Annotated in this window: 22 protein-coding genes and 1 riboswitch; of the genes, 18 read left to right on the top strand and 4 right to left on the bottom strand. The window is 32.9% G+C overall.

Annotated elements, in window-relative coordinates:
* From QNH69_RS09305 to QNH69_RS09280, 6 genes are all read left to right on the top strand, one after another.
* On the top strand, window positions 1-891 hold an 891-nt coding region (locus QNH69_RS09305; RefSeq protein ID WP_282930174.1), incomplete at its 5' end, for an elongation factor Tu.
* 223 nt (window positions 892-1,114) lie between these two features.
* Complete coding sequence (locus QNH69_RS09300) at window positions 1,115-2,641, top strand: YfcC family protein (RefSeq protein WP_282930173.1); 1,527 nt, start codon at window positions 1,115-1,117, stop codon at window positions 2,639-2,641.
* A 15-nt stretch (window positions 2,642-2,656) separates the two neighbouring features.
* A complete protein-coding gene (pepT, locus tag QNH69_RS09295) occupies window positions 2,657-3,868 on the top strand; it encodes a peptidase T (protein ID WP_282930172.1) in 1,212 nt (403 codons plus the stop codon).
* Entirely contained in the window at window positions 3,868-5,268 is a 1,401-nt protein-coding gene (gene pepD / locus QNH69_RS09290; protein WP_282930171.1) for a beta-Ala-His dipeptidase, read from the top strand. Before pepT ends, pepD begins: the two co-directional genes overlap by 1 nt.
* Before the next feature lie 124 nt (window positions 5,269-5,392).
* On the top strand, window positions 5,393-6,655 hold the full coding sequence (locus QNH69_RS09285; protein WP_282930170.1) for a hypothetical protein: 1,263 nt from the start codon (window positions 5,393-5,395) through the stop codon (window positions 6,653-6,655).
* Window positions 6,656-6,951: 296 nt separating this feature from the next.
* Window positions 6,952-7,098: a PTS transporter subunit EIIB gene (locus QNH69_RS09280; protein WP_282930169.1), complete on the top strand. Its 147-nt coding sequence runs from the start codon at window positions 6,952-6,954 to the stop codon at window positions 7,096-7,098.
* A 322-nt stretch (window positions 7,099-7,420) separates the two neighbouring features.
* Here the strand turns inward: QNH69_RS09280 and QNH69_RS09275 are convergent, their stop codons facing one another.
* Entirely contained in the window at window positions 7,421-7,879 is a 459-nt protein-coding gene (locus QNH69_RS09275) for a hypothetical protein (RefSeq protein WP_282930168.1), read from the bottom strand.
* 349 nt (window positions 7,880-8,228) lie between these two features.
* On the opposite strand from QNH69_RS09275, the gene QNH69_RS09270 reads away from it, so the two are divergent.
* A complete protein-coding gene (locus tag QNH69_RS09270) occupies window positions 8,229-9,614 on the top strand; it encodes an alpha,alpha-phosphotrehalase (RefSeq protein WP_282930167.1) in 1,386 nt (461 codons plus the stop codon).
* A gap of 27 nt (window positions 9,615-9,641) precedes the next feature.
* On the opposite strand, the gene QNH69_RS09265 is transcribed toward QNH69_RS09270, so the two are convergent.
* Together QNH69_RS09265 and QNH69_RS09260 are read right to left on the bottom strand one after the other, a co-directional pair.
* The gene (locus QNH69_RS09265) at window positions 9,642-10,544 is read right to left on the bottom strand and encodes a YegS/Rv2252/BmrU family lipid kinase (protein ID WP_282930166.1); all 903 of its coding nucleotides are present in this window, start codon (window positions 10,542-10,544) and stop codon (window positions 9,642-9,644) included.
* Window positions 10,545-10,601: 57 nt separating this feature from the next.
* A complete protein-coding gene (locus tag QNH69_RS09260; protein WP_282930165.1) occupies window positions 10,602-11,519 on the bottom strand; it encodes a helix-turn-helix domain-containing protein in 918 nt (305 codons plus the stop codon).
* A 272-nt stretch (window positions 11,520-11,791) separates the two neighbouring features.
* Between QNH69_RS09260 and QNH69_RS09255 the strand changes: the two genes are divergently transcribed.
* The 4 genes from QNH69_RS09255 (at window position 11,792) to QNH69_RS09240 (ending at window position 16,771) form a co-directional block, all read left to right on the top strand.
* The gene (locus QNH69_RS09255; protein WP_282930164.1) at window positions 11,792-12,085 is read left to right on the top strand and encodes a lactococcin 972 family bacteriocin; all 294 of its coding nucleotides are present in this window, start codon (window positions 11,792-11,794) and stop codon (window positions 12,083-12,085) included.
* Window positions 12,086-12,144: 59 nt separating this feature from the next.
* Window positions 12,145-14,130 carry a DUF1430 domain-containing protein gene (locus QNH69_RS09250; RefSeq protein ID WP_282930163.1) on the top strand — a complete coding sequence of 662 codons (1,986 nt, stop codon included), beginning with the start codon at window positions 12,145-12,147 and terminating at the stop codon, window positions 14,128-14,130.
* A gap of 1 nt (window position 14,131) precedes the next feature.
* Window positions 14,132-14,779, top strand: a complete 648-nt coding sequence (locus QNH69_RS09245; protein ID WP_282930162.1) for a putative bacteriocin export ABC transporter — start codon at window positions 14,132-14,134, stop codon at window positions 14,777-14,779.
* Window positions 14,780-15,067: 288 nt separating this feature from the next.
* Entirely contained in the window at window positions 15,068-16,771 is a 1,704-nt protein-coding gene (locus QNH69_RS09240; RefSeq protein WP_282930161.1) for a hypothetical protein, read from the top strand.
* A gap of 75 nt (window positions 16,772-16,846) precedes the next feature.
* Here the strand turns inward: QNH69_RS09240 and QNH69_RS09235 are convergent, their stop codons facing one another.
* On the bottom strand, window positions 16,847-19,582 hold the full coding sequence (locus tag QNH69_RS09235) for an ABC transporter ATP-binding protein/permease (RefSeq protein ID WP_282930160.1): 2,736 nt from the start codon (window positions 19,580-19,582) through the stop codon (window positions 16,847-16,849).
* Between the two features lie 83 nt (window positions 19,583-19,665).
* Between QNH69_RS09235 and QNH69_RS09230 the strand changes: the two genes are divergently transcribed.
* The 7 genes from QNH69_RS09230 to QNH69_RS09200 all read left to right on the top strand — a co-directional run bounded on the left by QNH69_RS09230 (window position 19,666) and on the right by QNH69_RS09200 (window position 26,508).
* Window positions 19,666-20,739, top strand: a complete 1,074-nt coding sequence (locus QNH69_RS09230; RefSeq protein ID WP_282930159.1) for an alpha-glucosidase C-terminal domain-containing protein — start codon at window positions 19,666-19,668, stop codon at window positions 20,737-20,739.
* Window positions 20,740-20,791: 52 nt separating this feature from the next.
* Window positions 20,792-21,949: a nucleotide sugar dehydrogenase gene (locus QNH69_RS09225; RefSeq protein ID WP_282930158.1), complete on the top strand. Its 1,158-nt coding sequence runs from the start codon at window positions 20,792-20,794 to the stop codon at window positions 21,947-21,949.
* 121 nt (window positions 21,950-22,070) lie between these two features.
* Window positions 22,071-22,760 (top strand): hydrolase, encoded by a 690-nt coding sequence (locus tag QNH69_RS09220; RefSeq protein ID WP_282930157.1) that lies wholly within the window; start codon window positions 22,071-22,073, stop codon window positions 22,758-22,760.
* Window positions 22,761-22,776: 16 nt separating this feature from the next.
* Entirely contained in the window at window positions 22,777-23,721 is a 945-nt protein-coding gene (locus QNH69_RS09215) for a P1 family peptidase (RefSeq protein WP_282930156.1), read from the top strand.
* Window positions 23,722-23,756: 35 nt separating this feature from the next.
* A riboswitch (TPP riboswitch) is annotated at window positions 23,757-23,844 on the top strand.
* Window positions 23,845-23,885: 41 nt separating this feature from the next.
* Window positions 23,886-24,512: a YkoF family thiamine/hydroxymethylpyrimidine-binding protein gene (locus QNH69_RS09210; RefSeq protein ID WP_044567447.1), complete on the top strand. Its 627-nt coding sequence runs from the start codon at window positions 23,886-23,888 to the stop codon at window positions 24,510-24,512.
* Between the two features lie 9 nt (window positions 24,513-24,521).
* Window positions 24,522-25,091 (top strand): ECF transporter S component, encoded by a 570-nt coding sequence (locus QNH69_RS09205; RefSeq protein ID WP_044567449.1) that lies wholly within the window; start codon window positions 24,522-24,524, stop codon window positions 25,089-25,091.
* Complete coding sequence (locus tag QNH69_RS09200) at window positions 25,075-26,508, top strand: ABC transporter ATP-binding protein (protein WP_282930155.1); 1,434 nt, start codon at window positions 25,075-25,077, stop codon at window positions 26,506-26,508. Before QNH69_RS09205 ends, QNH69_RS09200 begins: the two co-directional genes overlap by 17 nt.
* Window positions 26,509-26,512 lie beyond the last annotated feature (4 nt).

Below are 26,512 nucleotides of genomic sequence, written 5' to 3'. Positions count from 1 at the left end.
GCAATCATCGTAGTATCTGCAGCAGACGGTCCAATGCCACAAACAAGAGAACACATCCTACTAGCAAGACAAGTAGGCGTACCAAAAATCGCAGTATTCCTAAACAAACAAGACCAAGTAGACGATGACGAACTAATCGAACTAGTAGAAATGGAAGTAAGAGACCTACTAAACGAATACGAATTCGACGGCGACAACTGCCCAGTAGTAGTAGGATCAGCCCTAAAATCCCTACAAGAAGGTGGAGAAGGCGAATGGTCAGACAAAATCCTACAACTAATGGACGAAGTAGACAACTACTTTGACATCCCAGAAAGAGACAACGACCAACCATTCCTAATGCCAGTAGAAGACGTAATGACAATCTCAGGCCGTGGAACAGTAGCAACAGGAAGAGTAGAAAGAGGAACATTAAAAGTAGGCGACACAGTAGAAATCGTAGGCCTAACAGAAAAAACATCAAGCGCAGTAGTAACAGGCGTAGAAATGTTCCACAAATCTCTAGAACAAGCAGAATCAGGCGACAACGTAGGAATCCTACTAAGAGGCGTACAAAGAGACGAAATCTCAAGAGGACAAGTACTAGCAAAACCAGACAGCGTACACCCACACACAGAATTCGAAGGACAAGTATACGTACTAACCAAAGATGAAGGTGGACGTCACACACCATTCTTCAGCGGATACAGACCACAATTCTTCTTCAGAACAACAGACGTAACAGGCGACATTCAACTAGAAGAAGGCGTAGAAATGGTAATGCCAGGAGACAACGCAACATTCAAAATCAGCCTACAAAAACCAATAGCCCTAGAAGAAGGACTAAGATTCGCAGTACGTGAAGGTGGAAGAACAGTAGCATCAGGCGTTGTAACAAAGGTTATAAAATAATTTAATAAATAGCAAAGAGCGGACACTAAGTCTGCTCTTTTTTTATCATAAATCCATCTTCATTCTAAGATCTCAAGCAAATTCTCTGAGATTTATCAATCATTATCATCAATTTGTAATTATTCATTTTTTTACATATAAATAAATAATTGACAAAGTTTGTATAAATGTTAAACTATAATAGTAACGATTAACGTTTTCATAAATTTTAGGAGGTTTAATTATGAGCGAAGTTGCTAAAAAAAAGAAAAAGGAAAGGAAATTTCCTACTGCTTTTACGGTATTATTTATTGTATTAATTATTGCGGCAGTTCTTACTTATGTAATCCCAGCTGGATCCTATGATAGATTGCAATATGATAGCGAAAACAGCCAGTTTGTAAGAATAGGAAGCGATGGTGAAGAAACAAGCCTAGAGGCTAGTCAAGAAGTACTAGATGAACTAAATGTAACAGTACCACTTGAAAACTTTGTAAGAGGAGATATCAAAAAACCTGTTGCTATACCTGGTTCTTATCACAAACTTGAACAAAGTCCACAAGGCTTCTTTGAAGTTGCTAGAGCACCTATAGATGGTATAGCAGATTCTATTGGTATTATCGTCTTTGTACTATTACTGGGAGGTTGTATAGGAGTACTTAATACAACTGGAACCTTTGATGCAGGTATAGCTGCCCTATCCAGAAAGACTAAAGGTAAAGAGTTCTTGATGGTAGCTATTATATCTTCACTAATAGCCCTTGGTGGTACAACATTTGGTATGGCAGAAGAAACGATTGCCTTTTATCCAATTCTTATGCCAATATTCTTAGCATCCGGTTATGATGCTATGGTTACTATTGCAGCCATATATATGGGTTCTTCAATAGGTACTATGTTTTCAACCACAAATGCCTTCTCAGTTGTTGTAGCTAGTAATGCTGCTGGTATCAGCTTTAAGGAAGGTATGAATATAAGAATAATAACCCTACTTATTGGCCAAGCTATCAGTTTATATTATATCTATAGATATGCTAAAAAAGTTAAAAATGATCCATCTAAGTCAATTATAGCTGAAGAGATGCCTAGGATCAGAAAACAATATCTAGAAAACTACGACCCTGAACATACTGCTCCATTTAATTTTAGAAGAATTGGTATGTTAGTTGTATTTATGTTAGCTTTCCCAGTTATGATCTATGGTGTTATGAACCTTGACTGGTGGTTTGAAGAAATGAGTACCCTATTCTTAGTTGTAGGTATACTACTTATGATTTTATCAGGACTAGGTGAACAAAAGGCTGTAAACTCATTCTTGGACGGTGCAGCAGACCTAGTTTCAGTAGCACTTATCATAGGTGTGGCAAGAGCGATTAATATAATACTAGATGATGGTATGATTTCTGATACATTACTATACAATGCATCAAATATCATCAGTGGAATGAATGGAGTATTATTCTCAACAGTACAAATGGTTCTATTCTCATTCTTAGGAATATTTATCCCATCATCATCAGGACTTGCAACACTTTCAATGCCAATCATTGCACCACTAGCAGATACAGTATCTATTGGTCGTGATGTAGTTGTTTCAGCATATAATTTTGGTCAAGGTTGGATGGCAATTATTGCTCCAACAGGATTAATCCTTGCAACACTAGAAATGGTTGATGTATCATATAATAAATGGATTAAATTTATATTGCCATTAATGGGTATAATATTAATCCTAAGCGTAGTGATGCTTGGCGTTCAAACCATGATTTAATAAAGTGGAGGATATATGTTAGAAAAGTTTTTAAAATATGTAAGTTATGACACTCAAAGTGATGATAAGAACGAGTCTTGTCCATCATCTCCTGGCCAACTAGACCTTGCTAAGGTTCTAGTTGATGACCTTAAGGAAATGGGCATTGACAATGCTCACATGGATGAGCATGGCTATGTTTATGCAAGTATAGAGGGAACCAATAAAGATGTTCCAACTATAGGACTTATTTCCCACATGGATACAGCCCTAGAGATAACAGGCAAGGATGTCAATCCACAAGTAGTTGAAAAATATAAAGGTGGAGATATAGTACTTAACGACAAGTACAAATTAACTGAAGAAGAATTCCCATTCTTAAAAGACCTTGTAGGCCACAAATTAGTGACAACAGATGGTACAACCCTACTTGGAGCAGATGATAAGGCAGGTATTGCCATCATCATGACCGTTGCCAAATATTTTATGGAAAATAGGGACCAAGATTTTGGAGACATCAAAATAGGCATTACCCCAGATGAAGAAATAGGTAGGGGAGCAGATTTATTTGATGTTGAAAAATTTGGTGCTGATTTTGCCTATACCATAGACGGTGGACCAGTTGGAGAATTAGAATACGAAAACTTCAACGCAGCAAGTGTTGATATTCATATCGAAGGAAAATCTGTTCACCCAGGTTCAGCTAAAAATGTTTTGGTAAACGCCCTATTAGTAGCATTAGAATTAAATCAAATGCTACCAGTAAATGAGAGACCAGAATATACTGAAGGCTACGAAGGCTTCTATATGCTAGATGAAATCCATGGAACATCTGCAGAAGTAGATGTGGCATATATCATCAGAGACTTCTTCACTGAAACATTTAATCAAAAGAAAGAGATGCTAGAAAAATCAGTAGATTTCTTAAATGAAAAATACGGTCATATCATTGATATCAAGATCGAAGATTCCTACTACAATATGAGGGAAAAAGTAGAACCACATATGGAAATTATAGATCTTGCAAAAGATGCTATAGAAAAAGAAGGCATCACTCCAATAGTAAAACCAATCAGAGGTGGCACAGATGGAGCAAGACTATCATATATGGGACTTCCAACACCAAACCTATTTACAGGTGGTTACAACTACCATGGTAGATACGAAATAGTATCTGTTGATATAATGGAAAAATCTGTCAATGTTATCAAGAACATAATCTTAGCAAATGCCAAAGGAGATAAATAATGGAAAATTTACAACCACAAAGAGTTTTTTACTACTTCAAAAAATTAATGGATATTCCAAGACCAAGTAAGCATGAACAAGAAGTGTCAGATTTTCTAATAGCTACTGGTAAAGAACTAGGATTGGAAACCTACCAAGATGACTCACTAAATGTAGTGTTAAAAAGAAAGGCATCACAAGGCTATGAAGATGCACCAAAAGTAATACTTCAAGGTCACATGGATATGGTTGGATCAAAAACAGAAAACTCTGACCACGACTTTACAAAAGACCCTATCATACCTGTAATTGAGGGAGAATACCTATCAGCAAAAGATACAACACTTGGAGCTGACAATGGTATAGCAGTAGCGATGGGACTTGCACTACTAGAAGATGAAAACTACGAGGGACCACAAATAGAATTGCTTGTAACAACAGATGAAGAAACAAGTATGTCAGGTGCCATAGCCTTAGCTGACGATGTTCTAGAAGGTGACTACCTAATCAACATAGACTCAGAAGAAGAAGGAATCCTTACAGTAGGATCTGCTGGTGGAATCACATTTTTCGTAGAAGAAGAACTCAAAGATTTGGAAGAAAAAGAAGGATTTGAAATCAAACTAAGAGGACTTCTAGGTGGACACTCAGGTATGCAAATCCACGAAAAAAGAGGAAATGCAGTAAAAATCATCGGAGAATTACTAGCAAATATCAAAGAAGATATAACAATTGGCGAATTTAACTCTGGTAACCTAGACAATGTTATACCATCAGAAGGAAGCGTAAAAGTTTATGGAGCAAGCAAAGAAGCTCTAGAAGATGCTAAAAAAGACATTTTAGAAAAACACGCTGACCTACTAGGTGAAATGGAAGTTGAAATTGCTGAGGCAAAAGGCAAATCTTATTCCAAAGATCTATCACAAAGACTAATCAAGATGATAAATGACATGCCTACAGGAGTTAACTCCCTTATGGAAGACAATGAAACTGTAGAATCATCTGACAACCTTGCCCTAGTAAGAGAAAAAGAAGGAAAATTAGTAAGTGAAATCTCCCTAAGATCTTCTAACAACGAAAAATTGGAAGAATTGAGAGAAAAGATTGCTAAAGTTTTGGAAGAAACAAGCTTTGCATATAATATTGACTCAGAATACCCAAGCTGGGAATACAAAGAAGATTCAAAACTTAGACCACTAGCTCAAGAAGTTTACAAAAAGCTAGAAGGTAAGGAATTCGAAACTATCGTAATCCACGCTGGCCTAGAATGTGGTTGCTTCTATGAAAAGTATCCAAATCTAGACATTATATCTATAGGACCAAACATCACAGGTGCTCACTCACCAGAAGAAAAGGTTGAAATCGCATCTGTTCAAAGAGTCAACGAGTATCTAAGAGAATTGCTCAAAGAAATTAAATAAGACTTGACTAAAGAGGGGCTTTTGCACTAGCAAGGCCTCTTTTGTATGTGAAGATTATAATATATTTATTAACAATCTTTGGTATATAGACATAATTAAAGTATATTGTATACTCGGAGGATTTATGAGTAAAAAATCAATAGTTATTATGTTTGCTTATGTAGGGGTTGTTACTGGTGCAGGTCTTGCTTCAGGACAAGAGCTCCTACAATATTTTATTTCACTAGGAATACCAGGATTGGTTGGGATTTCTATAGTTGGCATACTTCATATATTGTTTGGGGGAGTATTGCTCCAATTAGGAAGTCACTATATGGCTACAGACCATTCTGATGTATTTGGAGAGATTACCAACAAATTTATTGGCAAATTTATGGATTTGGCACTTATTTTTACTTGCTTTGTTATAGGTTTTGTAATGATAGCAGGAGCTGGATCAAACCTAAATCAAGCCTTTGATATACCAAAATGGATTGGCCAGGTTGTTTGTGCCAGTATGATTATAATTGTAGGATTGTTAGATTTTGAAAAAGTTTCAAGAATTATCGGTTCTTTTACTCCAATGATAATAGTCTTTACTTTGATCGGTTCTATCTATACTTTCATAAATTACCAGCCAGATTGGTCATATTTGGATTCAGTTGCGAAAAGCCTACCATCAAACTTTAATAATGTAGTTTTTGCAATATTTAATTATTATGGTATGTGTTTGATGAGTGGAGTTTCAATGGGTTTCGTCCTAGGTGGAGAAGAACTTGACCCTAGGGAAGCTGGAATCGGTGGGCTACTTGGTGGAGCCATAGCTGGTATATTGGGAGTGCTTATTTCTTTTACTTTATTTATACGTGTAGATGAAGTTGGACAGCTTGACATACCTATGCTAAGTGTTATCAATAGTATTCATCCAATCCTAGGCTTTTTGATGGCCCTTGTAATATTTGGTATGATTTTCAATACTGGGATTTCACTTTTTTATGCACTAGCTAGAAGATTTTCAAATGATAGTGAAAAAAGCTTTAGGATTATGCTAATCACATTAACCCTTGTTGGTTTTATTTTAAGCTTTGGAGGCTTCAAAAAGCTAGTTTCTATATTTTATCCAATTATTGGTTACGTAGGTATGTTTATGATGGCCTTATTGCTTATAAGCTGGTATAGGGAGAAATCTTCTATAAAATACGAAAAATACAAACGTCTTGGCATAAGAAGTTACATGAGAAAAAAGATGGATGATAATGAAGACTTTTCTAAAGCCGATAAGAAAAGATTAGACAAATTAATCGAAAGGTCAAATATTGATAACGAACAGATGACCCAAGCAGCTGAAGATTATGTAAGAAAAGAACTTGAGGAAGAACAAGAAGTTCAAGAACTACAAGATGAATAGTTAGCAAACATATTTAAGGGGCTGTTGCAAAATAGATAAATCGTTCCTATATCATTCGAGAACCCTCCCACAAAGTTTGGCCTCCCTGAGCCGGCGGGCTAAACCTCAAACTTTCTGGGAGTGCACTCCAATGATGGAACGTTAGATATCTATCAATTTGCAACAGCCCCTTTTTTTATACACAATAATCATTATCAAATAATTTACATCAATTTAACATGAAATTACATTGATAAATATTGTCAATAATATAAAAATGTATTATAATTATATTATTAATATATATAGGAGGAATTATGGGAAAATATATTGATGATGCTCGTAAACTTCATGAGTATGTTGGCGGAGATTCGAATATCTCATCGGTAACTCATTGTGTTACAAGGATGCGTTTTGTATTAAATGATCCTGATATATTTATATTTCGAATTATAAGAAATTAAAATATACTTTACAAAGTACTTTAAGTAAATGACTTAAATGATTATCTAATTTATACAAACATTAATGTAGAAATTGTTATAAAGAATAGTTATATCATATGAAAATCAACCCACATATAATAAGTTATACACAAAATCACGATAAAGTATATTTAAAATACTACTTTTTAAGATTATCATAATATTTATTTATAAAATTTCATTGTATGATTTTAATTATGAAAAACCCTCTTAACTAGATTATTCCTATCTCTTAAGAGGGTTCAAAATTTTAATGATTTTTTTTGATAACATATAGTCTATATGCTGGTTTCAAAAGTATCTAATAAGTTTTTAAATCTATACCATAACACCATGCTTTAGCAGACACTGTTACAATACCTTGTGTTTGCATACTCATGTTAACTTTTTGAGTTGTCTTCATTTTATAAGTGGCATTTTCATTGATTGATCCATATTTATCAATAACAGCTTTTCTTCTAGCTCTACCAACAACATTGTATTTTGGCATGTCGCTTCCTTTTACCCAAAAATAATTTGTTACTAAATGTGAACCTTGCCCAATATATTCAACTTTTCCTTCCGCCCATTTTGTTCCATCAACTGCTAATGTTCCAATCTCTATATTATTACTTGCAAGGTGCATATTTTGTGTAAATGTAGTTTGATATTCAGTACGGCTATGTGATTTTTCACCAGCAAATGAGCACGGCATGAACACAACTTGAGATGCTAGTAATAAATTTAAAATAACAATTTTTTTCCCTGTTTTTAATTTCATATTATCTCCTTTTCTCTATTTGCTACTTCTATGTAATTTTTAATAGTAATCTAAAAAATCACACTTTATAGATATCTTTTGTTCTGTTTCTAAATTATTACCCTTTAATTAATTTTTTAATCATAAAGGTGATTAAATTTATTTGTAAATTTTTATAATGTTATTAACAATTAAAACCTGTAATTCTTGAAAAGTGAACTGATATTTTGTACATCTGACATTTTATTTTCTAAATTGTAAAAAGAAATGTCTATTACATACCAGATTTCTAGATAGTGGGAATATATTTGGCTTAATAGTTAAGTCACACTTATATTAAAAAGAGAATCTAATAAATGAACTAGGCCTCATGTTTGATATGGTTTTTAACCATACATCAACAGACCACGAATGGTTCCAGAAGGCCCTTGCAGGAGATAAGTATTACCAAGATTTTTACTACATCAGAGATCTGAAAGAAGATGGTTCACTTCCAACAAATTGGGAGTCCAAATTTGGAGGGGAAGCCTGGGCGCCATTTGGAGATACTGGCAAATATTATCTTTGCCTATATGATAAGACCCAAGCTGACCTAAACTGGCACAATCCAAATGTGAGAGAAGAATTATTTAAGATCGTAAACTATTGGATTGATAGGGGGATAAAGGGATTTAGATTTGACGTACTAAATGTCATAGGAAAAGATCAAATCTTAAAAGATTCCAATGGAAACATTGTGGAAGAAAAGCCTCTATACACTGACACACCAAGAGTTCACAAGTGGATTAGAGAACTAAACAATAATACTTTTGGTAAACATAGTGATATAATCACAGTAGGGGAAATGAGCTCAACAAATATCAGAAACTCTATCATGTATTCGTCAAACGATGACACAGAGCTTTCCATGGTGTTTTCCTTCCACCACTTAAAGGTTGACTACGAAAATGGAGATAAGTGGACAGATGCTAGCTTTGACTTTATGAAATTAAAAGAAATATTTAATGATTGGCAAGTAGGCATGGAAGAAGGTGGAGGCTGGAATGCCCTATTTTGGAATAACCATGACCAACCAAGAGCCAACAACCGCTTTGGAGATGTCAAAAACTATCCATACGAAAGTGCAACTATGCTAGGCCAGTCCATTCATATGATGCGTGGGACACCTTATATTTACATGGGTGAAGAAATTGGCATGACAGACCCTGTATATGAGTCAATAGAGGATTATAGAGATATAGAATCAAAAAATGCATATAAAATGCTAAAAGAAAAGGGCCTATCTGATGAAGATGCCTTTAAGATAATAGGAAAAAAATCAAGAGATAATTCCAGAACTCCTATGCAATGGGATGATAGCGACAATGCAGGATTTTCAAATGAGACACCTTGGATTGCTGTTAATGACAACTACAAAAAAGTAAATGTAGCAAAGGCAATAGAAGACCAAAATTCAGTATACTATTACTACAAAAAACTGATTAGCCTAAGAAAAAACGAGGAACTTATATCAGATGGTTCATATAAACCAATACTTGAAGACCACCCAAGTATTTTTGCCTATATGAGAGAATATGAAAATCAGAAATTAATCAACTTCAACAATTTCTACGGAGAAGAAGTAGAACTTTCATTAAGTGAAATTCTGACAGATATAAAAGACTACGAATATCTACTAGGAAATTATGGAGAAGTAGAAGTAGAAGAAAAAATAAAGCTAAGACCTTATGAATCACTAGCTCTCATAAAAAGATAAAATTAGCCTCCCTAACTAGGGAGACTTTTATTTTTCAAAAAATGCCCAATTTATAGCTTTGGATACTACTTCAAAATCTAGATTATTGGTTGAAAATATTTCTCCGTCAATATTTGCCAAGAAATCCTTATCTGATTTGATTTGACCTGATTTAACCAGGTATTCATCTAAGTATTTTGAAGACTGGTGTTTGCCTTGCTTATATTTTAAGATTAGGGGAAGTAATTGCCATTTTGGAAACCTCCTGGCTGTGACAAAATTAATAATCCCATCGTCAATTTTCGCATCTGGAGCTGGATTAAAGCCAGACCCATAGTAGCCACCATTACATATAGCAGAAACAAGAAACTCATCTTTTAGATATATATATTTAGAATCGGCTAAGCTTAGCTTAATCGAAAGATCTTGGTAGGTCAAGTTTTTGACCCTATCAGCAACTGCTTTGATATAGGCACGTTTACCCAAAGACTTATCCTTATCAAGATAATCATAAGCTGTCTTTAAAACTTCAGTATCAAAGCCAAGACTTGTCACATTTACACAATATTTGCCATTGACCCTTATAAGATCTATGGGTCTAATGCTTATGTCAAAAGTATCCTCAATCTTAAAATTTTTGTAATCAAAGTTTTTGGCAAAATCATTACCAGTCCCAGTTGGTATAAGACCAATAGCTACATCATTACCTAGGCACAAATTGACAACTTCGTTGATAGTCCCATCTCCACCCAAAGTGATAATCACCTTATCTTGGTAGGAAGAAGCCAAAAATGCCCTTACAATTTCTTCAAGATGCCCCCTGTACCTAGTCTCCTTGACAATTATCTCATCTTCTCTGCCATACTTTTTGTATACATCTTCTATTTGTTTTTTAGTAAAATGATATTCAGTAGCCCCAGCAGTGGAGCTTATTAAAAATAGCTTTGTCATAAATCTATTATAGCAAAGAAATGACTATTAATAAATTTTTTAGCCTTAGTATAGTAATTAATATGTTTTAAGAATAGTCTTTCTTAGGAAATCAACATTAGAATCAAAGAAAACTTGGTTCTTTTGAATATAAAAATATGCAAGAGCCTCATCAATATCTAAATAAAAATAAGTGGTACCATTATAGTAATTTAAAATTCCTCTATAAAATATAGTTTGAAAGTAAGTAGTATAACTATTGAGCTTTAGTGCAATCTGTAATAGTGGGATTAAAATATATGGATTCATAGAATAATCTTCTAAATTTTCCATTTTTATTATTAAAGAATTATATAAATATTTCATTCTCAATTCAGGATGATTTTGTAATTCACTTGATTTTCTAATCAAATTATCCATTGATAATTTAGCAACTCTTTCAATTCCGTCTATACTTGTCTCTAAATCCGGTGCAATGGATTCTTTTAACAGATATATTTTATAATTTAAAATTCTATTCTCTTCCGATTTGATAATTTGAATCTTATATGCAGCTTCAAGAGTTTGATAAGCATTCACAATATCACCAGAATTAATTAAGTGCCAAGATTTTATAAATAGATATTTTTTGTACTGTATAGAATCTTTATTTACAAGACTACTTAATTTTTCAACTTCTTTATAAATATCAATGAGATTTTCCATATCTCGATTATTAAGAGCAAGATTATATTCGTTATATAGAATACTGATTTTTTGTTCAGGATTATCGGTAAATATTCTTAATAGATCCATAATGGAAATATTTAGTAGTGAATCTATCAGACTAGCTGTTGATAATGAAGGGAGATTATATCCATTTTCTATTTTAGATAATGCTCTAATAGATATTCCAATAATATGGGCAAATTCTTCTTGAGTATATCCTTGAAGTTTTCTGTTGGTAGCTATAAGGTCTCCTATTTTAATATAAGTTGGGTTATATGTTACACTCATTTTTTATCTTATCAAAACACCTTTATAAATATATAAAAAATACTAAAAGTCAATTCTAAGTAAATAATAATAACTTTAGTTCATGTTCTATTATTACTATAAATGATACTATGAATATAGAAGGAGGTAAAGTGAAAGTAATAGCTAAAATATTAATTGTAATCTTGTTGATTCAACCGCTAATTAGTAAAAAAGATAACAAAAAATTACAAGCATCATATTTTGATCAAAGTATTTTATGTGAATTTATTTAAAAGTAAAAGGAGAATTACATGAAAAAAATTAAAACGATATTATCAATTGTTTCACTATCAACACTTTTAACATCAGTAGCATTTGCGTCAGTAGAAGTAGACGGCGGAATTTGGTCATATGGTGGAGTTCATGAAGTAGGTAACTGGGGCGCTTTTTCTAACTACTACCATCCTAGTAGATATCATTACTCAAGAGTAGTAAGAGGGCGTGATTCCAAAGACGATACAAAATATGCAGGTGCAGGTAATACATCACAAGCTTTTATACACACTAAGATTGGAGAAAAAGCATATTTCTATTATGGATTTTAATTTATAGTAAAATATAACTAGGCGGTTCATTTACTGCCTAGTTTTTATAAGGAGATATTATGAAAAAAATCGTGATTTTCATATCATCGCTACTAATGAGTACTCTTTTGTACTTTTTTATAAGTGGTACACAAAGTCAGACAATATTTTCATCATTTCCAACTGTAGATTTATACTATGTAAATCCAAAGATAGATAAATCTGATTTTGAGGAAGATTTGGAAGCCTTGGCTAATCAAAATGATGTTATTATTGCTAAAAGAATAGTCATACCTCAAAAAAGCGGAGAAGTTAAGTTTTATTATAAGACCTTTGGTGATAAGGAAGCTCCTTCTTATATAAACATTGCTTCTGATGAGGTGCTAAAGATTAACGATGATTTAGCTGCAACTTATATTATCATAGGCAAAGCTTTAAGCCAGGACGAATTATATAATTTTTTATCAGCAGATGGTAACCAAACTAGAAAGTTTGGAGATGGATCTTCCCTAGATAATGTAATTGAGCTATTTGGATATCCTGCTATGATGTTTATACTTGTAGTAAGTTTCTTTGTTATTTTAGCTATATCTATAATTAATAGACTAAATGAAACATCTAAATATGGCATCAAGCTAATATCTGGAGAGAGAAAGTCAATGCTGCTACTTAAAGATTTTATAGATGATTTAATTACTGTTATTTTGGCTTTTCTAATGAATGTGATTATTTTTGGCATTTTATTTAAAGTACATAATATTTTTATTGAACCTATAATGAGATATTTTTTGACAGCTCTTATCATTTACTTATTAGGTATTGTACTAGTATCATTAATAGTTTCATTTTTATTTTTTGCTATAATTAAATATGAGAATCTTATGCAAATCATCAAGGGAAGGCTACCAATAAAGTCAATCATGGCTGTGTTGGTTATTTCTCAAATCTTATCGTTTATAATAGTGGCATATCAGTTTAGAGTTGCAAGTTTTTCCTATCCACAGATTAAAACTCTTGAGACTTCAGCTAGTAAGTGGGATGAATATCCTGATTCAGTAAATATTACTTTTAATTTAAATTCTCACGCAGATTCCCTTGAAGAGGATTTAAAGAGATGGAATCAATGGTATGAATACTTAGATGATACTTTTGAAGATGATAAGTGGATACTAGCTTATAGTAATATTGCTAATTATTTTGGATCTGATATAGAGACTACTAGGGCTAATCTAGATAAGTATGATCCAGATGGAAATACCATAATTGTTTCCAATACTTATCTAGAAAAAGAACAAGTAAATCATAAAACTGACTTTTCTGATTTGAAATATGGAGAGTTTGGACTAATATTGCCTGAGAAGACAAAGGCTAATGAAGAATCACTTGTAAAAATATATGAGGATTATGTTAATGAAACTTTTGGTGGTGAGGGTGATTTTAAGGCAAAGGTCGAATATGTTAGTGATAATCAAAAAAGATTTATCTTCAATACAACAATTATTACAGACAAGCAGTATTTAATTGACCCTGCTATTATAGTTATAAGTCCAAAATCTACAGGATCTAGTGATCGTAGTTTGATGTTTTGGAATAATATGATAGCTAATTTTATATTTTTTGATAACTATGAATATTGCCACAAAACCCTTGAAGATCACAATCTCATAAAGTGGGTTTCTTATATAAAAAATAGCAGAAGTGATTATTATGAGAGATTGTCAGACGAAATAAGAGATATTAGGTTTAATATTATTGGAAGTATTTTTACTATACTTACATCCTTACTCTTGTTTAATAGTATTGTTATAACCTACTTCAAAGAATTTAGAAGAGAAAATTTCATAAAGAGAATATCTGGATTGAGTTTCTTTGGTATCCATAAGCGCTTTATTATAATGCAGTTTATAATATTCTTACTTAGTTTAATAGCTTCCTTTAAGCTAACCAATGACTTAGCAGCGAGCCTAGGAACATTTTTAGTCTTTGTTATGAATTCACTCATAATTTTATATGTTCAAAATAAAAAAGAGAATAAGCAAAGTATGACAATTTTAAAGGGGGAATAGGATGATTGAGATTAGGAATTTATCTAAGAGCTTTGGAGAAAAAAATATTTTTGATAATATAAATATTAATTTTCATGACAATAAGACCTATGCCATAGTTGGAGAAAGCGGGTCGGGAAAGACAACTTTATTAAATATTATAGCTAAGCTTGAAGAAAAAGATAGGGGCACCATATTATACAACTCAACTGATTTAGATAAGATTGATGAACACAAATTTTTTAGAGATTATCTGGGATATTTGTTTCAAAATTTAGGATTAATCGAAAGTGAAAGTGTTGATTATAATTTAGACCTTGCCTTTGTAGGAAAGAAACTTAGTAAAAATGAAAAGCTTAGATTAAAGAAAGAAGCCTTAGATAAAGTGAACTTATCATATATAAATCTTAATACAAAAGTTTATACCTTATCTGGAGGTGAGAGCCAAAGAGTGGCCCTATCTAAGCTTATCCTAAAAGACCCTCCAATAATTTTGGCTGATGAACCAACTGCATCAGTAGATCCAATGAATGCTGAGGAAATATTAAATATTTTATTAGCAATGAAAAGTGAAGGTAGGATTATAATAATTGCTACTCATAGTAAGGACATATGGCAGGCAACAGATGAAGTAATTTCTATAGATGAATTAAAAATGTGCAAAGGTTAGAAAAATTGAAAAATAAACTAGGTAAAGAGACGAGGAAATGTGGACAAGCTAACATAAGTTAGTCCATTTCCTCGTCTTATTTAATCTAATTTTTAGTAAAATGATATTCAGTGGAGCTTATTAAAATTTCTAATAGTAATCTTAGATATTAGTTTTTTGATGAAACTATATCAGCTATAGATAGTTTATTGATAAAAAGAAATTAAGTAATTTTATATAACAAATTTAATTGTTATAATTATAAATAATCGGGTATAGAATTATCAAGATAAAATTAAAGGAGGGAAAATGAAATATTCTAAGATTTTATTGGCGGCTCTAAGTATTTCTTTACTTACGGCCTGTACAAATACTGAAAAAGTTAATAAAAAAACTGAAAATATAGAAGAAGTTGCAAGTATTAGTGAAGAAGAAACTAAGGAATACAAAGATATAGAAGACACAAGAGAATCCCAAGAAAAAACAGACCAAGAAGATGATAATTCTGTTGAAGAGAAGGATGAAGATAAAAAAGAAGAGACTGACGATAAAGGAAATAAGGAAGAATCTGATTTAATCACTGCAAGTGACTTTGACGTGCTCAAAGGAGATCTTATGGATATTTCAGATGAGGATCCTTCTAGCCTTGGACTTGAAAAAAGTGACAAGGATCCAAAAGAACTAGTTGATGAATTCTTTGATGAAAAGCTAGAAAATCTCTTATTTACTAACTACCTTGTTGTAGGAAATGATAGTGAACAGTCTGCCCAGAAGTTTTATGGTGGTGTAGAGTATGAGGACGAGGAATTATTTTCTGGTCACTTTGCAAGTTTAGAATACGACAACAATGGTCTAAAGAGCATTGATGAATTGCTGATTACAAATAATCCGGATTCTGAATATCAATTTTATAACTTTGACCAAGATGGTAGTCCAAAAGGTAGTGATACTGATCAAGATTATGCAGAGATAAGTCTAAATCCAGAAATATATAGTCTGATGAGCCATATTAATGCGATTTCTGACAAGCTAGAAGCCTATGAAGATAGTAATGGTCATACTCACCTATACTACAAAACGGATGAACTTGGTGAGCTTTTAGAACTATTTAGAGATGATTATAATATAAAAGCTGATGAATCTGGCCAAGGTAACTTTGAGGAAAAAATTGTCATATCATATTTAGATGATGACAATCTTCCTGATAGATTGGTGATGACTATTGGTAATGGACAATTAAAGATGATAGTAAATACCTTATTTACTGACTATAACGAAGTTGATGATTCTATGTTTGAGCCAGTTTCTATAATTGATGACTCAGAGAGAACAGAGATTTCTGAAGCAGTTTCTGATGGACCTATGGATAAGGATGCTGTAAAGAGCATAGCTTCTAAGATTTCATCAAAAAATGAGAATAAAAAAACTCCAGAGAATTTCTTGAATTTAATAGAAAAAGCTAGGTTCCAAAATATTTTCCTAGCAGAATCTAATGGTGATAGCCTAGAAGATGTAGATAAATATCTAAAGGGATATTATGAGAAAGAAATTATAAATGTTAAAGAAGATGATGTAATAGCTGTTCATAGATACGACAAATTCGAAGATGCAGATGTTGGTCAAACTTACGACCTCGATATTACATTAAATTTCTTTGAAGAAAAGCTAAGCCTTGCAAGTTTGTCTGCTGCATTTTATAATGTTATGCCAAATGAAGTAATAAATGATGAAGATGTCGAAACGCTAAAAACTATTACAGATGTAGATAGGTCACCAGCAAAACCATTGTCACTTGCATACATGCCTATTGATGATAAGGCAGGGATTGAAATTATGATTCCTAGCCAAGATAAAGATGGCAATGTAAAGGCAAACTATCTATTCTATATAGAAAACGACCTAGTATACCATACAGACATACCATTTGATCAAGCTAGCCAAGACTTCGCAACAGCAGCTCACAGCATGTTTAGAAGTTTTGTAGAAATGAAAATGGGTGAGAAAACTAATTAAATAGATCTTTATGCATAAGCCTTCCATTAGAGAAAGACGAGATTTTAAAAATCCTCGTCTTTTTCGTCTGTAAATTTATTCTTCTCTTAAGGCCTCAACTGGGTCTTTTTTGGCTGCCATTGATGATGGAATTATGCCTGCAATCAAGGTAAGTACGACAGAAATTAATAGCAAGATTCCTGCGGCACCGTAGGGCAATTTAGATGCTATATCACTTACACCAGTTAGATTTCTAATCAGATTTGTAATTGGAATATTTACTAGCATAGTTACTCCAACACCTATGATTCCTGACAAGAGACCGATAATGAAAGTTTCAGACATAAATACTTTTCTAATATCAGACTTGCTTGCACCGATGGACCTTAGGATTCCTATTTCCTTGGTTCTTTCAAGCACTGAGATATAGGTTATGATTCCTATCATTATTGAAGAAACTATCAAGCTAACTCCTACAAAGGCAATCAGTATATAGGATATGGCGTTTATGATATCTGTGACAGATTTTGTTATGAGGCCTATAAAGTCTGTATAGGTGATCTCTTCCTTGGAATCTTTATCCATGTTGTAGCCATCAATTATATTTTTGATATTTTCCCTATTTTCAAAGTTTTCTACATAGATGTCAATTTCACTTGGGGCATCCTTACTTACCACTCCAAGAGCTTCTAAATTTTTCCTATAAGAATTTCCAGATAAGAATTCTTCATAGATATCTTTTAAGGTTTCTGGCTTATTTTCATCAAGAACATATTGAGCAAGTTGATTTTGTTTTGGCAAATCTTCTTTGGTCAAATCATTATCTTTCATTTGGCCATTGGCCATAGGAGGCATTTGAGCACCTTGCATTTGCTCAGCTTTCTTTTGAGCTTCTTCGGCTATTTGAGGTTTCTTTCTTACTATCCAAGTAGAGAAGGATAGACTATCTTTTTCGTTTAGATTCTCCAAGAAATACCTTGCAGCATCTTCTTTTTCTTTGTCATTTTTTGCCCTAAATGGCAGGTTATTTAGGACGTTTTTATCCTTGTTTTCAAGTTGGGCTTTGACAATTTCTGTGTCATTTGCATGTCCAATCATCTCATCTGTAAGTCCGTCGGTAAATCCTATAGGTGCACTTACTACTTGATTATCGTCATTGGTTTTTCTCTTTGCTATACCTACGATTTTGGCTGTGAAAGCATTTTTTACTATTTCATCAACTTTGACTTGGTCATCTTTTACATTTATAAAAGAATCGCCTGATTTTTCGTAATAATCAGCTGGGGAAACTATTTTATACTCGTGACCAATAATACTAGATGGATCTATCCCTACTTGATCAAGGTCAACTTTTTCGTTATTATCAAGTTTTGCTAGAATTTCCTTGTAGTCTTTACCTGGCAAAAATCCTAGTTCATAGATAGCAGAAGTTAGGATTTCATTATTATAATCAGTAAATAGGACTAGTTCATCAGCTTTTTCTGGCCATTTGCCTTCTATTATTTCGTATTCATCACTAATAATTGGGCTTATATTGCCGTCAGGACTTGTAATTAGCTGGCTAAAGTTCTTATTATCCTGGCTTGGGGCAAGGAATTTGGCTATTTCTGGTTGCCTATTTTCCTCAAAGTCTTCTCCATTGGTGTTGATTAGCTCATCAGCTGGGTCCTTGGTGAATATATCAAAATTCATATCATAGATATAAGATATGAAATGAGGTCCTATATTTTCTTCCAATTCTCCCTTGTTTTCTTCTATAAAATTCTTAAAAGGAGTGAGGTTGTTTTCCCTTACATTTGAAGCAAAGTCAGACCTACGGTCAATGACAAAATTGTTGGTATAGATCTTATCATCTTTATGGTTTTTCTCTTCAGTCTTTGGAGGAGTGATCATCTCGCTTATATTAATCGATTCCTTTTTAATCTGTATTGGATAAGATTTAAGTGCCTTTCTCTGGCTATCTTCTATAAAGTCATTGGCTCCTGTAGAAATGGAAAGAATGAGGGCTATGCCTATTATTCCAATAGATCCAGCAAAGGCAGTAAGTAAGGTTCTTGCCTTTTTCGTAAGGAGGTTATTAAAAGAAAGGCTTATAGCTGTAGGAAGGGCTAGTTTTATTCTCTTTGGAGAAAATTTATTACTTTTTTCTTCTATTTTATAAGGGTTGGAATCGCCGATAATTTGTCCATCTTTGATATTTATAATCCTATTTGAGTAGGATTTGGCTAAGTCTGGATTGTGGGTTACCATTATCACAAGCCTATCTTTGGCTATTTCTTTAAGCAAATCCATTATCTGCTTGCTAGTCTCGCTATCCAAAGCTCCAGTTGGCTCATCGGCAAGGACAATTTCTGGATTGTTAACAAGAGCACGGGCTATAGCTACTCTTTGCATTTGTCCACCTGAAAGCTCTGCTGGTTTTTTCTTTATATGATCTTTTAAGCCGACCTTCTCCAAGGCTTCTACTGCTCTTTTTCTTCTATTATCTTTGCTAACCCCAGATAGGGTAAGGGCAAGTTCGACATTTGAAAGTATACTTTGGTGGCTTATTAGATTGTAGGATTGGAATACAAAGCCTATTGATACATTCCTATAGTAGTCCCAATCATTATCTGTAAAATCTTTTGTAGACTTACCATCTATCAATAAATCTCCGCTAGTGTAATGATCTAGACCACCAATTATATTTAAAAGGGTGGTTTTGCCACCACCAGATTGGCCCAAAATAGAGACAAATTCATTCTCCCTAAAGGCTATAGATACATCATCTAAGGCAACTTGTTCGAAGTCGCCTGTCTTATATATTTTAGAAATATTTTTTAGTTCTAACATTCATACCTCTTTTCGTAATTATATTACTATACCCAGCTTCTTTATATATTACAGGAAAAATGTAACATATAAATGAGGTATATATGGAAAATCTGATTATTTATAAAGAATATAAAATAAAAGATATAAAAACCATCAAATACTATAGAGATATTAGTGTTAATGGAATTTTGCTAGATAATTTTGAAAATTTAGAAGAGTTGGATCAACTTTTCTCCTTGGCTTCTTATTTGAAGACAAATAGCATAAGATTGTTTTTAAATATAGACATAGCAATTATCCTTAAAAAGCTTATAGGAGAAGATTTTGCTTGGTCAAACCCCAAGATTAGAAATTCCTTTTATCAATTTATAAATTTTTTGGTAAAACGTGGCATAAGTGGTTTTTATTTTACAAGTCTTGATGAATTGATAGACGATAATTCTTATCTTTCTTTAATAAAAGAGTTTAGTAAAAATACTATTAACAAAGATGGGATTGTTAGCATAGTGGAAACTAGTAAAAATCCATATTACTTAAACTACCTATCAAATCCTATCTATAATAATTTTTCATATGTTGATATAGATAATGAGGTCTTATCTTTCATAGAATATAAGAAGTATACAGCGACAATCCAAGCTATGGAAAATAACCAAAATATTAATCAAATAATAAAACTAGACCAGAGCTTCCAATCCTTTACAAATACAAAGAATTACCCCTACCAGTCTGTGAGCCTTCTTTGTGGCATAAGCTATTTTCACAGGGGAGCGGTGATGATAAAAAGCTTGGAAGAACTTGGTTTTGCAAGTGGTATTAATAATACAAATGCTTATAAATTTTCCAGTTATAGCAAAAGCATCAGGGACTTCTATAAGTATATATTATCCTACAAAAACTCAATACCTGCACTAAGTATGGGTAGTTACAGGCAAATTTTTGTAAATGATTCGGATATCTATGCTTATATAAGAAGCTATGATGGAGAAAAGGTCCTTGTTTTTGGTAATTTCAGCCAGAAGGAAGTACTAGTAGACATCAGGTTTCATTTCCTAGACCTATACGACTTTTCTTATTTAATTGGTAACTATGGCAAAAGAAGAATAGTAAAAAACCTACTATTAAGACCCTATGAATTTGTTGCTTTTATTAAAAATAATAAGTTAACAAATTAATTTGTAATGTATTTATAAACTTGTAAAATATATCTATTAACAAGGAGAGTTTATGAAAATTTTAGTATTTGGATTGGGTTATGTAGGTTTGGCCAACGCTATCTTGCTTAGCCAATCAAACCAAGTTATTGGTATAGAAGTTAATGAAGAAAAAATAAATTTAATTAATAATAAAAAATCACCTCTAAAAGATGAATATATAGAAAGCTACCTAGCAGAAAAAGAATTAGATTTCACAGCACAAAAAGATTATGAAGAAGATTTGAAAGATGCTGACTTGGCTATACTTGCCTTGCCAACAAATTATGATGAGGAGACTAAATTCTTTGATACATCTTTTGTAGATGAGGCAATAGGAAATATAAAAAAAATAAATAGTGATTTGCCAATTTTGATCAAATCAACTATTCCTGTCGGATATACAGCAGGCCAAAGAAAGAAATATGATAGTGACAATATAATATTTTCACCAGAATTCCTTAGGGAAGGCAAGGCTCTTTACGATAGCCTAAATCCATCAAGGATAATTGTGGGTGACAAAACAAAATTAGGTCAAAATATTGCCAAGCTATACCAAGACCAGGCTCTTAACAATCCTGAAGTTTTATATATGGATTCGACAGAAGCTGAGGCAGTAAAATTATTTGCAAATACCTATCTTGCTATGCGTGTATCATATTTTAACGAGCTTGACACCTTTGCAGAAATCAAAGGTCTTTCTACAAAAGATATTATAGAGGGTGTTTCTACTGATCCAAGGATAGGCAATTATTACAACAATCCATCCTTTGGTTATGGTGGCTATTGTCTGCCAAAAGATAGCAAGCAACTTTATGCAAATTTTGAAAATGTTCCAAATTCAATGTTTGGTGCAGTAATCGAATCCAATCAAATCAGAAAAGATTATATAAGCGATAGGATCCTTAGAGATAAGCCAAAGACAGTTGGCATCTACCGTTTGGTAATGAAAAAGGATTCTGATAATTTTAGAAAATCTGCCATTTTTGATGTCATAGAAAATATCAAAGATAAGACAGAGGTCATAATCTATGAGCCAAATCTTGCTGAAAATTATTTTGAAGGTTTAAGGGTAGAAAATGACCTGGAAGAGTTCAAAAAGCTAGATATCATAGTCGCTAATAGATTAGCCGATGAGCTTTTGGATGTCAAAGACAAAGTCTATACAAGAGATATTTTTAACAAGGATTGATAATTGTAAATGAAGCTACAATCTAATTATGGATTTAGCTTCATTTTTTAGTCTACATTTTAGATTAAGGCGCATATCCTAGGGTATGTAATTAGTATGATAAAGAAATGAAAGGAAGCCTATGACTGAGAAAAAAGAAAAATACATACCACAAGTTCATTCGAAGTTAAGAAAATCATTTATTACTGTTCCTGAGGAAGTATACCAAGCTTCTGGGATCAAAATTTTTGAGAAAAGAATTAAGTCACTACTTTTTACAACAGACTTAGCTATCATTAGAAATTCCAACGCTGATAGCGTGATGGCTGTTTATCCATACACTCCACAAAGGTCAATCTCTGATGCCATACTTAGTGTATCAAATGTACCTTGTTTTGTAGGAGTTGGTGGGGGTACCACCCAAGGTTTAAGGAGTAAATATATAGCGATTGACGCAGAGCTTGCAGGAGCCTATGGAGTTGTTGTAAATTCTCCTATGCCAAATACGGACATCAAAGAAATTGCTGATTTTATTGACATACCAGTAATAGCAACTGTTACCAGTCTAAATGACGATTATATTGGTAAGATTGAGGCAGGGGCAGAGGTTCTTAACGTTTCTGGCGGAAAGTATACAGCAGATTTACTTAGGGAGATTAGGGCAGATATTGGTCCCAAATTCCCAATAATTGCAACAGGTGGTAAGAATGGCGAACAAATACTAGAAACTATTAAAGCAGGAGCCAATGCTATCAGCTATACTCCACCATCAAGTGCCGAAGTTTTTGGTCAGATGATGGATAAGTATAGGAATGAAGATATTGGAGAATAGTTAAAGGAAAATAAAAATGTATGAAGGATATATTACTGATATAAAGGGAATAAAGATAGGACATGCCCAAAACTTGGAAGCAGGTACAGGCCTTAGTGTTTTGATACCGCCAAAAGGCAATACCTGCTCTGTTGAAGTAAGAGGATCAGCTCCAGGAACTCGTGAAACTGATTTATTAGATCCGATTAACACTGTCGAATCTGTAAATGCAATAATACTAAGTGGCGGATCAGCTTATGGCTTGGATGCTGCAAGTGGAGTGATGAAAGCCCTAGAAGAAGATGGCCAAGGTCTAGATGTTGGAGTAGGTATAGTTCCAATAGTAAGCCAAGCTGTCCTATTTGACCTAGCCTACAAGGATTGCAAGATTAGACCAGATGCTAAGATGGGTATCGAAGCTTATAAGAATGCATCTTTTGATGAAAATAGACAAGGGATTATTGGGGCTGGAACTGGAGCTACTGTTGGCAAAATCCTAGGCATGGACCATGTTATGAAATCTGGTTTAGGCTCTGCAACTATAAAAGAAGGTGACCTAATAGTATCGGCCCTAGTTGCTGTTAACGCCTTTGGCGATATATATGATTATGACAAAAACATCCAAATAGCAGGACCGATGGCAAATGGACAAATTCTAAAAACTACTGATGCTATGAGCAGGGTTATGGCTGATTTTTCAGATTTGGCCAATAAAAACACTACCATAGGTATAGTTGCAACAAATGCTAGTTTTGATAAGACTAAACTTAAAAAGATTGCCCAAATGACCCACGATGGCTTTGCAAGAGCTATAAATCCTGTTCATACAGGCTTTGATGGGGATACAATTTTTTCACTAGCTACTAATGAAATTACTGCCGATCTTAACATGGTTGGAGTAATGGCGGCAGATGCTATGAGTCGTGCAATTGCCAATGCAATTTATTACTCAAAAGATAAATTAAATTTGATAAGAGAATAAAATTATGCTATACTAGGTCAGAAAAATATAATAGTACTTGATATTCGGGGTGCGTTATGCTGAGATTATACCCGCTAACCTGATCAACGTAATTGTTGCGTAGGGAGATAGATTGATAGGGGATATCTCTTTTTCCGAATACAAGGAGGAAAAGGAGTTTTTTTATGTCAAAAATTGCTTATGTTGATTATTCCAATACCAGCTGTGGTATATCTGGTTCGAAACTTGGTATATCAGGAGCGAGATTTAGTCTGTCGCCTATGTCAGATGATTTTATTGAAATTATCCTAGGGGCTTTAGATAAAACTGATACATCGAACTTATGGACACAAACAGATAATACATCCACAGTATACAGGGGCCAAACCAATGCTTTATTTGATGCTCTTAAAGCTTTTTATATAAATGCATACAGGAATGATGTTCATATGAGTATGAACTTAACCTTATCTAAGGGCTGCCCAGGAGATACCGACGCTGATTATTTATTAGAAGCAGAAGATAAAAAAATAAATGAAGATTATATAAAAGACAAGCATTTTGATATCACTGGTAAATTTTCTTTATATATTTTTGGTGATAATAATTATATGAGTGAAATAGAGACAGTTGTAAATAGAGGAATAGATATGGGTGTTATATCAGGGACAGGTCATTACGTAACTTTTTTAAATGCAGATGTTCATGATATTTTTTCATATCTTGCAGATATTTATACTTATTTAGAAAATAAAGTCAGTCACTTTGTAATTGAAGCTCAATTACTTTGCAATTTACCAGAAAAAAACTAGGAGAGGATAATGATTAAAAATAAACTTCAAACAAGTGATTTTGTTTTGATGGGTCTATTATCTGTTATTTATGGGCTAATATATTTAGGAGCAGTATACTTAGGAGCTTTTGCAACTACGAGTCTAACACCATCTGGATATGGGATTCTAGGCTACGAACCATTTTATGGTATCTGGTTTATGGCTGCTGTTACAGCAACTTATATCATAAAAAAGCCAATGGTAGGTGTAGTGACCGAAGTTATTTCTGCACTTATAGAGGTGCTATTAGGAAATATGTTTGGACCAATGGTAATAATAAGTGGTATCATCCAAGGTCTTGGAGTTGAGCTTGCATTTAAAATAGGTAATTATAAAGACTATTCATATAAAACTACAATGATGGCTGCTGTATTTTGTACAATATTTACCTTTTTATGGACAGGTTTTAGGAACCAATATTGGACCCTAGATTTATCTATTGTTCTAATGATTTTTGTAATTAGATTAATATCCTCGTTAATTTTTACAGGTTTTTTAGCAAAATTCATTTGTGATAAGCTATATCAAACTGGAGTTATCAGTGACAGAACAAACTAATAATCTTCTTATAATTGACAACTTATCTCTTTGGATTAAGAATGAACCAGTTCTTAAAAACATAAATCTTAACATTGAAAAAGGAGAGATAGTATTGCTTTGTGGTAAAAGCGGATCAGGAAAATCAGCTCTTGCTTCTGTTTTAAGTGGATATTATAAAAATATGTCTGCGAACGTAGACTTTGACAGATTAACTATTGCAAATGAGGACATAGAAAATTTTAAAACTTATAATCGCTATCAACATCTAGTTGTATCATTTCAAAATGCAAGATTGTCACTTTGCACACAAAACTTAAGAGAAGAATTAATATTCGTTTTAGAAAACCTTAAGACTCCTAGGGAGCGTATTGAAAAATTAGCAATAAATCAAGCAAATAAACACGGTTTATTAGATTTACTGGACCAAAAATTTGATAGCCTATCAGGTGGCCAACTACAAAAAGTAGCTTTTTGTGCCATAGATATGATTGATAGCCAACTTTATGTGCTAGATGAGCCCTTTGCAAATATAGATGACGATTCTACTTCGGAATTGCAAAAAATAATAAGGAAAAGATTAAATGAAGGCTCTTCTTATTTGATAATTGATCATAGGTTGGAACTTTGGGATTTTGTAGATAGAGTAGTCATATTAGGGTCAGATGGCGAGATAATAGACAATAATATCAAACTTCAAAATCAATGTGATGATATGAAGAAAATTTTTATAGAAAATGGGCTGATGATTGATGGTGAGAATATTAAGATAAAAAATATAAATCATACAGATGATTTTATCCAAGCAGATAACATAAATTTATCCTATAAATCTAATAATAAGATCAATCAAATTATAAAAAACGCATCTTTTTCCTTCCCAGAAAAAAAGTTGATTGCTCTAACAGGAGATAGTGGAGCTGGGAAAAGTACCATATTTAAAGTTTTGCTTAAACAAATCTCTTATGGTGGTTCGATAAAGATTTGGGGAAAAGAATTAAAGAACTTCAGAAGAAAAGAGTTACTTAAAAAAATCGGCTTGGTTTTTCAAGATCCAACACTTCAATTTGTAACTACCAATGTTTTAATGGAACTTACTGGTGAAAGAGATTATGAAAATGTTAGCCAAGTAACCAAGGAATTATTAAAATCTTATAGACTAGACAGATATATTGAAAAATCTCCATGGATGCTATCCCAAGGAGAGCAAAGAAGGCTTGCAGTAATAACAATGCTTACACTAAATAAAGATTTATTGCTAGTTGATGAACCTACATACGGTCAGGATCTAAAAAATGCTAGTCTCATAATGGATGATTTGAAGCGTTTATCCAAAGATATTACAATCATCTTTACTAGCCACGACAAAAACTTAGTAAAGTTATACGCCGATCTTGAATATAAAATAACAGATAAAAAGGTGATTAAAATTGCTTGATAAG

Source organism: Anaerococcus sp. Marseille-Q7828, assembly GCF_949769285.1.
Taxonomy (GTDB): Bacteria; Bacillota; Clostridia; order Tissierellales; family Peptoniphilaceae; genus Anaerococcus.
The sequence above is the reverse complement of the archived record's forward strand: the minus strand, read 5'-3'. Positions and strand labels throughout refer to the sequence as shown.

Coding starts and splice junctions, on each gene's coding strand:
- QNH69_RS09300 (WP_282930173.1), top strand. CDS start 1,115: ATGAGCGAAGTTGCTAAAAAAAAGAAAAAGGAAAGGAAATTTCCTACT.
- pepT (WP_282930172.1), top strand. CDS start 2,657: ATGTTAGAAAAGTTTTTAAAATATGTAAGTTATGACACTCAAAGTGAT.
- pepD (WP_282930171.1), top strand. CDS start 3,868: ATGGAAAATTTACAACCACAAAGAGTTTTTTACTACTTCAAAAAATTA.
- QNH69_RS09285 (WP_282930170.1), top strand. CDS start 5,393: ATGAGTAAAAAATCAATAGTTATTATGTTTGCTTATGTAGGGGTTGTT.
- QNH69_RS09280 (WP_282930169.1), top strand. CDS start 6,952: ATGGGAAAATATATTGATGATGCTCGTAAACTTCATGAGTATGTTGGC.
- QNH69_RS09275 (WP_282930168.1), bottom strand. CDS start 7,879: ATGAAATTAAAAACAGGGAAAAAAATTGTTATTTTAAATTTATTACTA.
- QNH69_RS09270 (WP_282930167.1), top strand. CDS start 8,229: ATGTTTGATATGGTTTTTAACCATACATCAACAGACCACGAATGGTTC.
- QNH69_RS09265 (WP_282930166.1), bottom strand. CDS start 10,544: ATGACAAAGCTATTTTTAATAAGCTCCACTGCTGGGGCTACTGAATAT.
- QNH69_RS09260 (WP_282930165.1), bottom strand. CDS start 11,519: ATGAGTGTAACATATAACCCAACTTATATTAAAATAGGAGACCTTATA.
- QNH69_RS09255 (WP_282930164.1), top strand. CDS start 11,792: ATGAAAAAAATTAAAACGATATTATCAATTGTTTCACTATCAACACTT.
- QNH69_RS09250 (WP_282930163.1), top strand. CDS start 12,145: ATGAAAAAAATCGTGATTTTCATATCATCGCTACTAATGAGTACTCTT.
- QNH69_RS09245 (WP_282930162.1), top strand. CDS start 14,132: ATGATTGAGATTAGGAATTTATCTAAGAGCTTTGGAGAAAAAAATATT.
- QNH69_RS09240 (WP_282930161.1), top strand. CDS start 15,068: ATGAAATATTCTAAGATTTTATTGGCGGCTCTAAGTATTTCTTTACTT.
- QNH69_RS09235 (WP_282930160.1), bottom strand. CDS start 19,582: ATGTTAGAACTAAAAAATATTTCTAAAATATATAAGACAGGCGACTTC.
- QNH69_RS09230 (WP_282930159.1), top strand. CDS start 19,666: ATGGAAAATCTGATTATTTATAAAGAATATAAAATAAAAGATATAAAA.
- QNH69_RS09225 (WP_282930158.1), top strand. CDS start 20,792: ATGAAAATTTTAGTATTTGGATTGGGTTATGTAGGTTTGGCCAACGCT.
- QNH69_RS09220 (WP_282930157.1), top strand. CDS start 22,071: ATGACTGAGAAAAAAGAAAAATACATACCACAAGTTCATTCGAAGTTA.
- QNH69_RS09215 (WP_282930156.1), top strand. CDS start 22,777: ATGTATGAAGGATATATTACTGATATAAAGGGAATAAAGATAGGACAT.
- QNH69_RS09210 (WP_044567447.1), top strand. CDS start 23,886: ATGTCAAAAATTGCTTATGTTGATTATTCCAATACCAGCTGTGGTATA.
- QNH69_RS09205 (WP_044567449.1), top strand. CDS start 24,522: ATGATTAAAAATAAACTTCAAACAAGTGATTTTGTTTTGATGGGTCTA.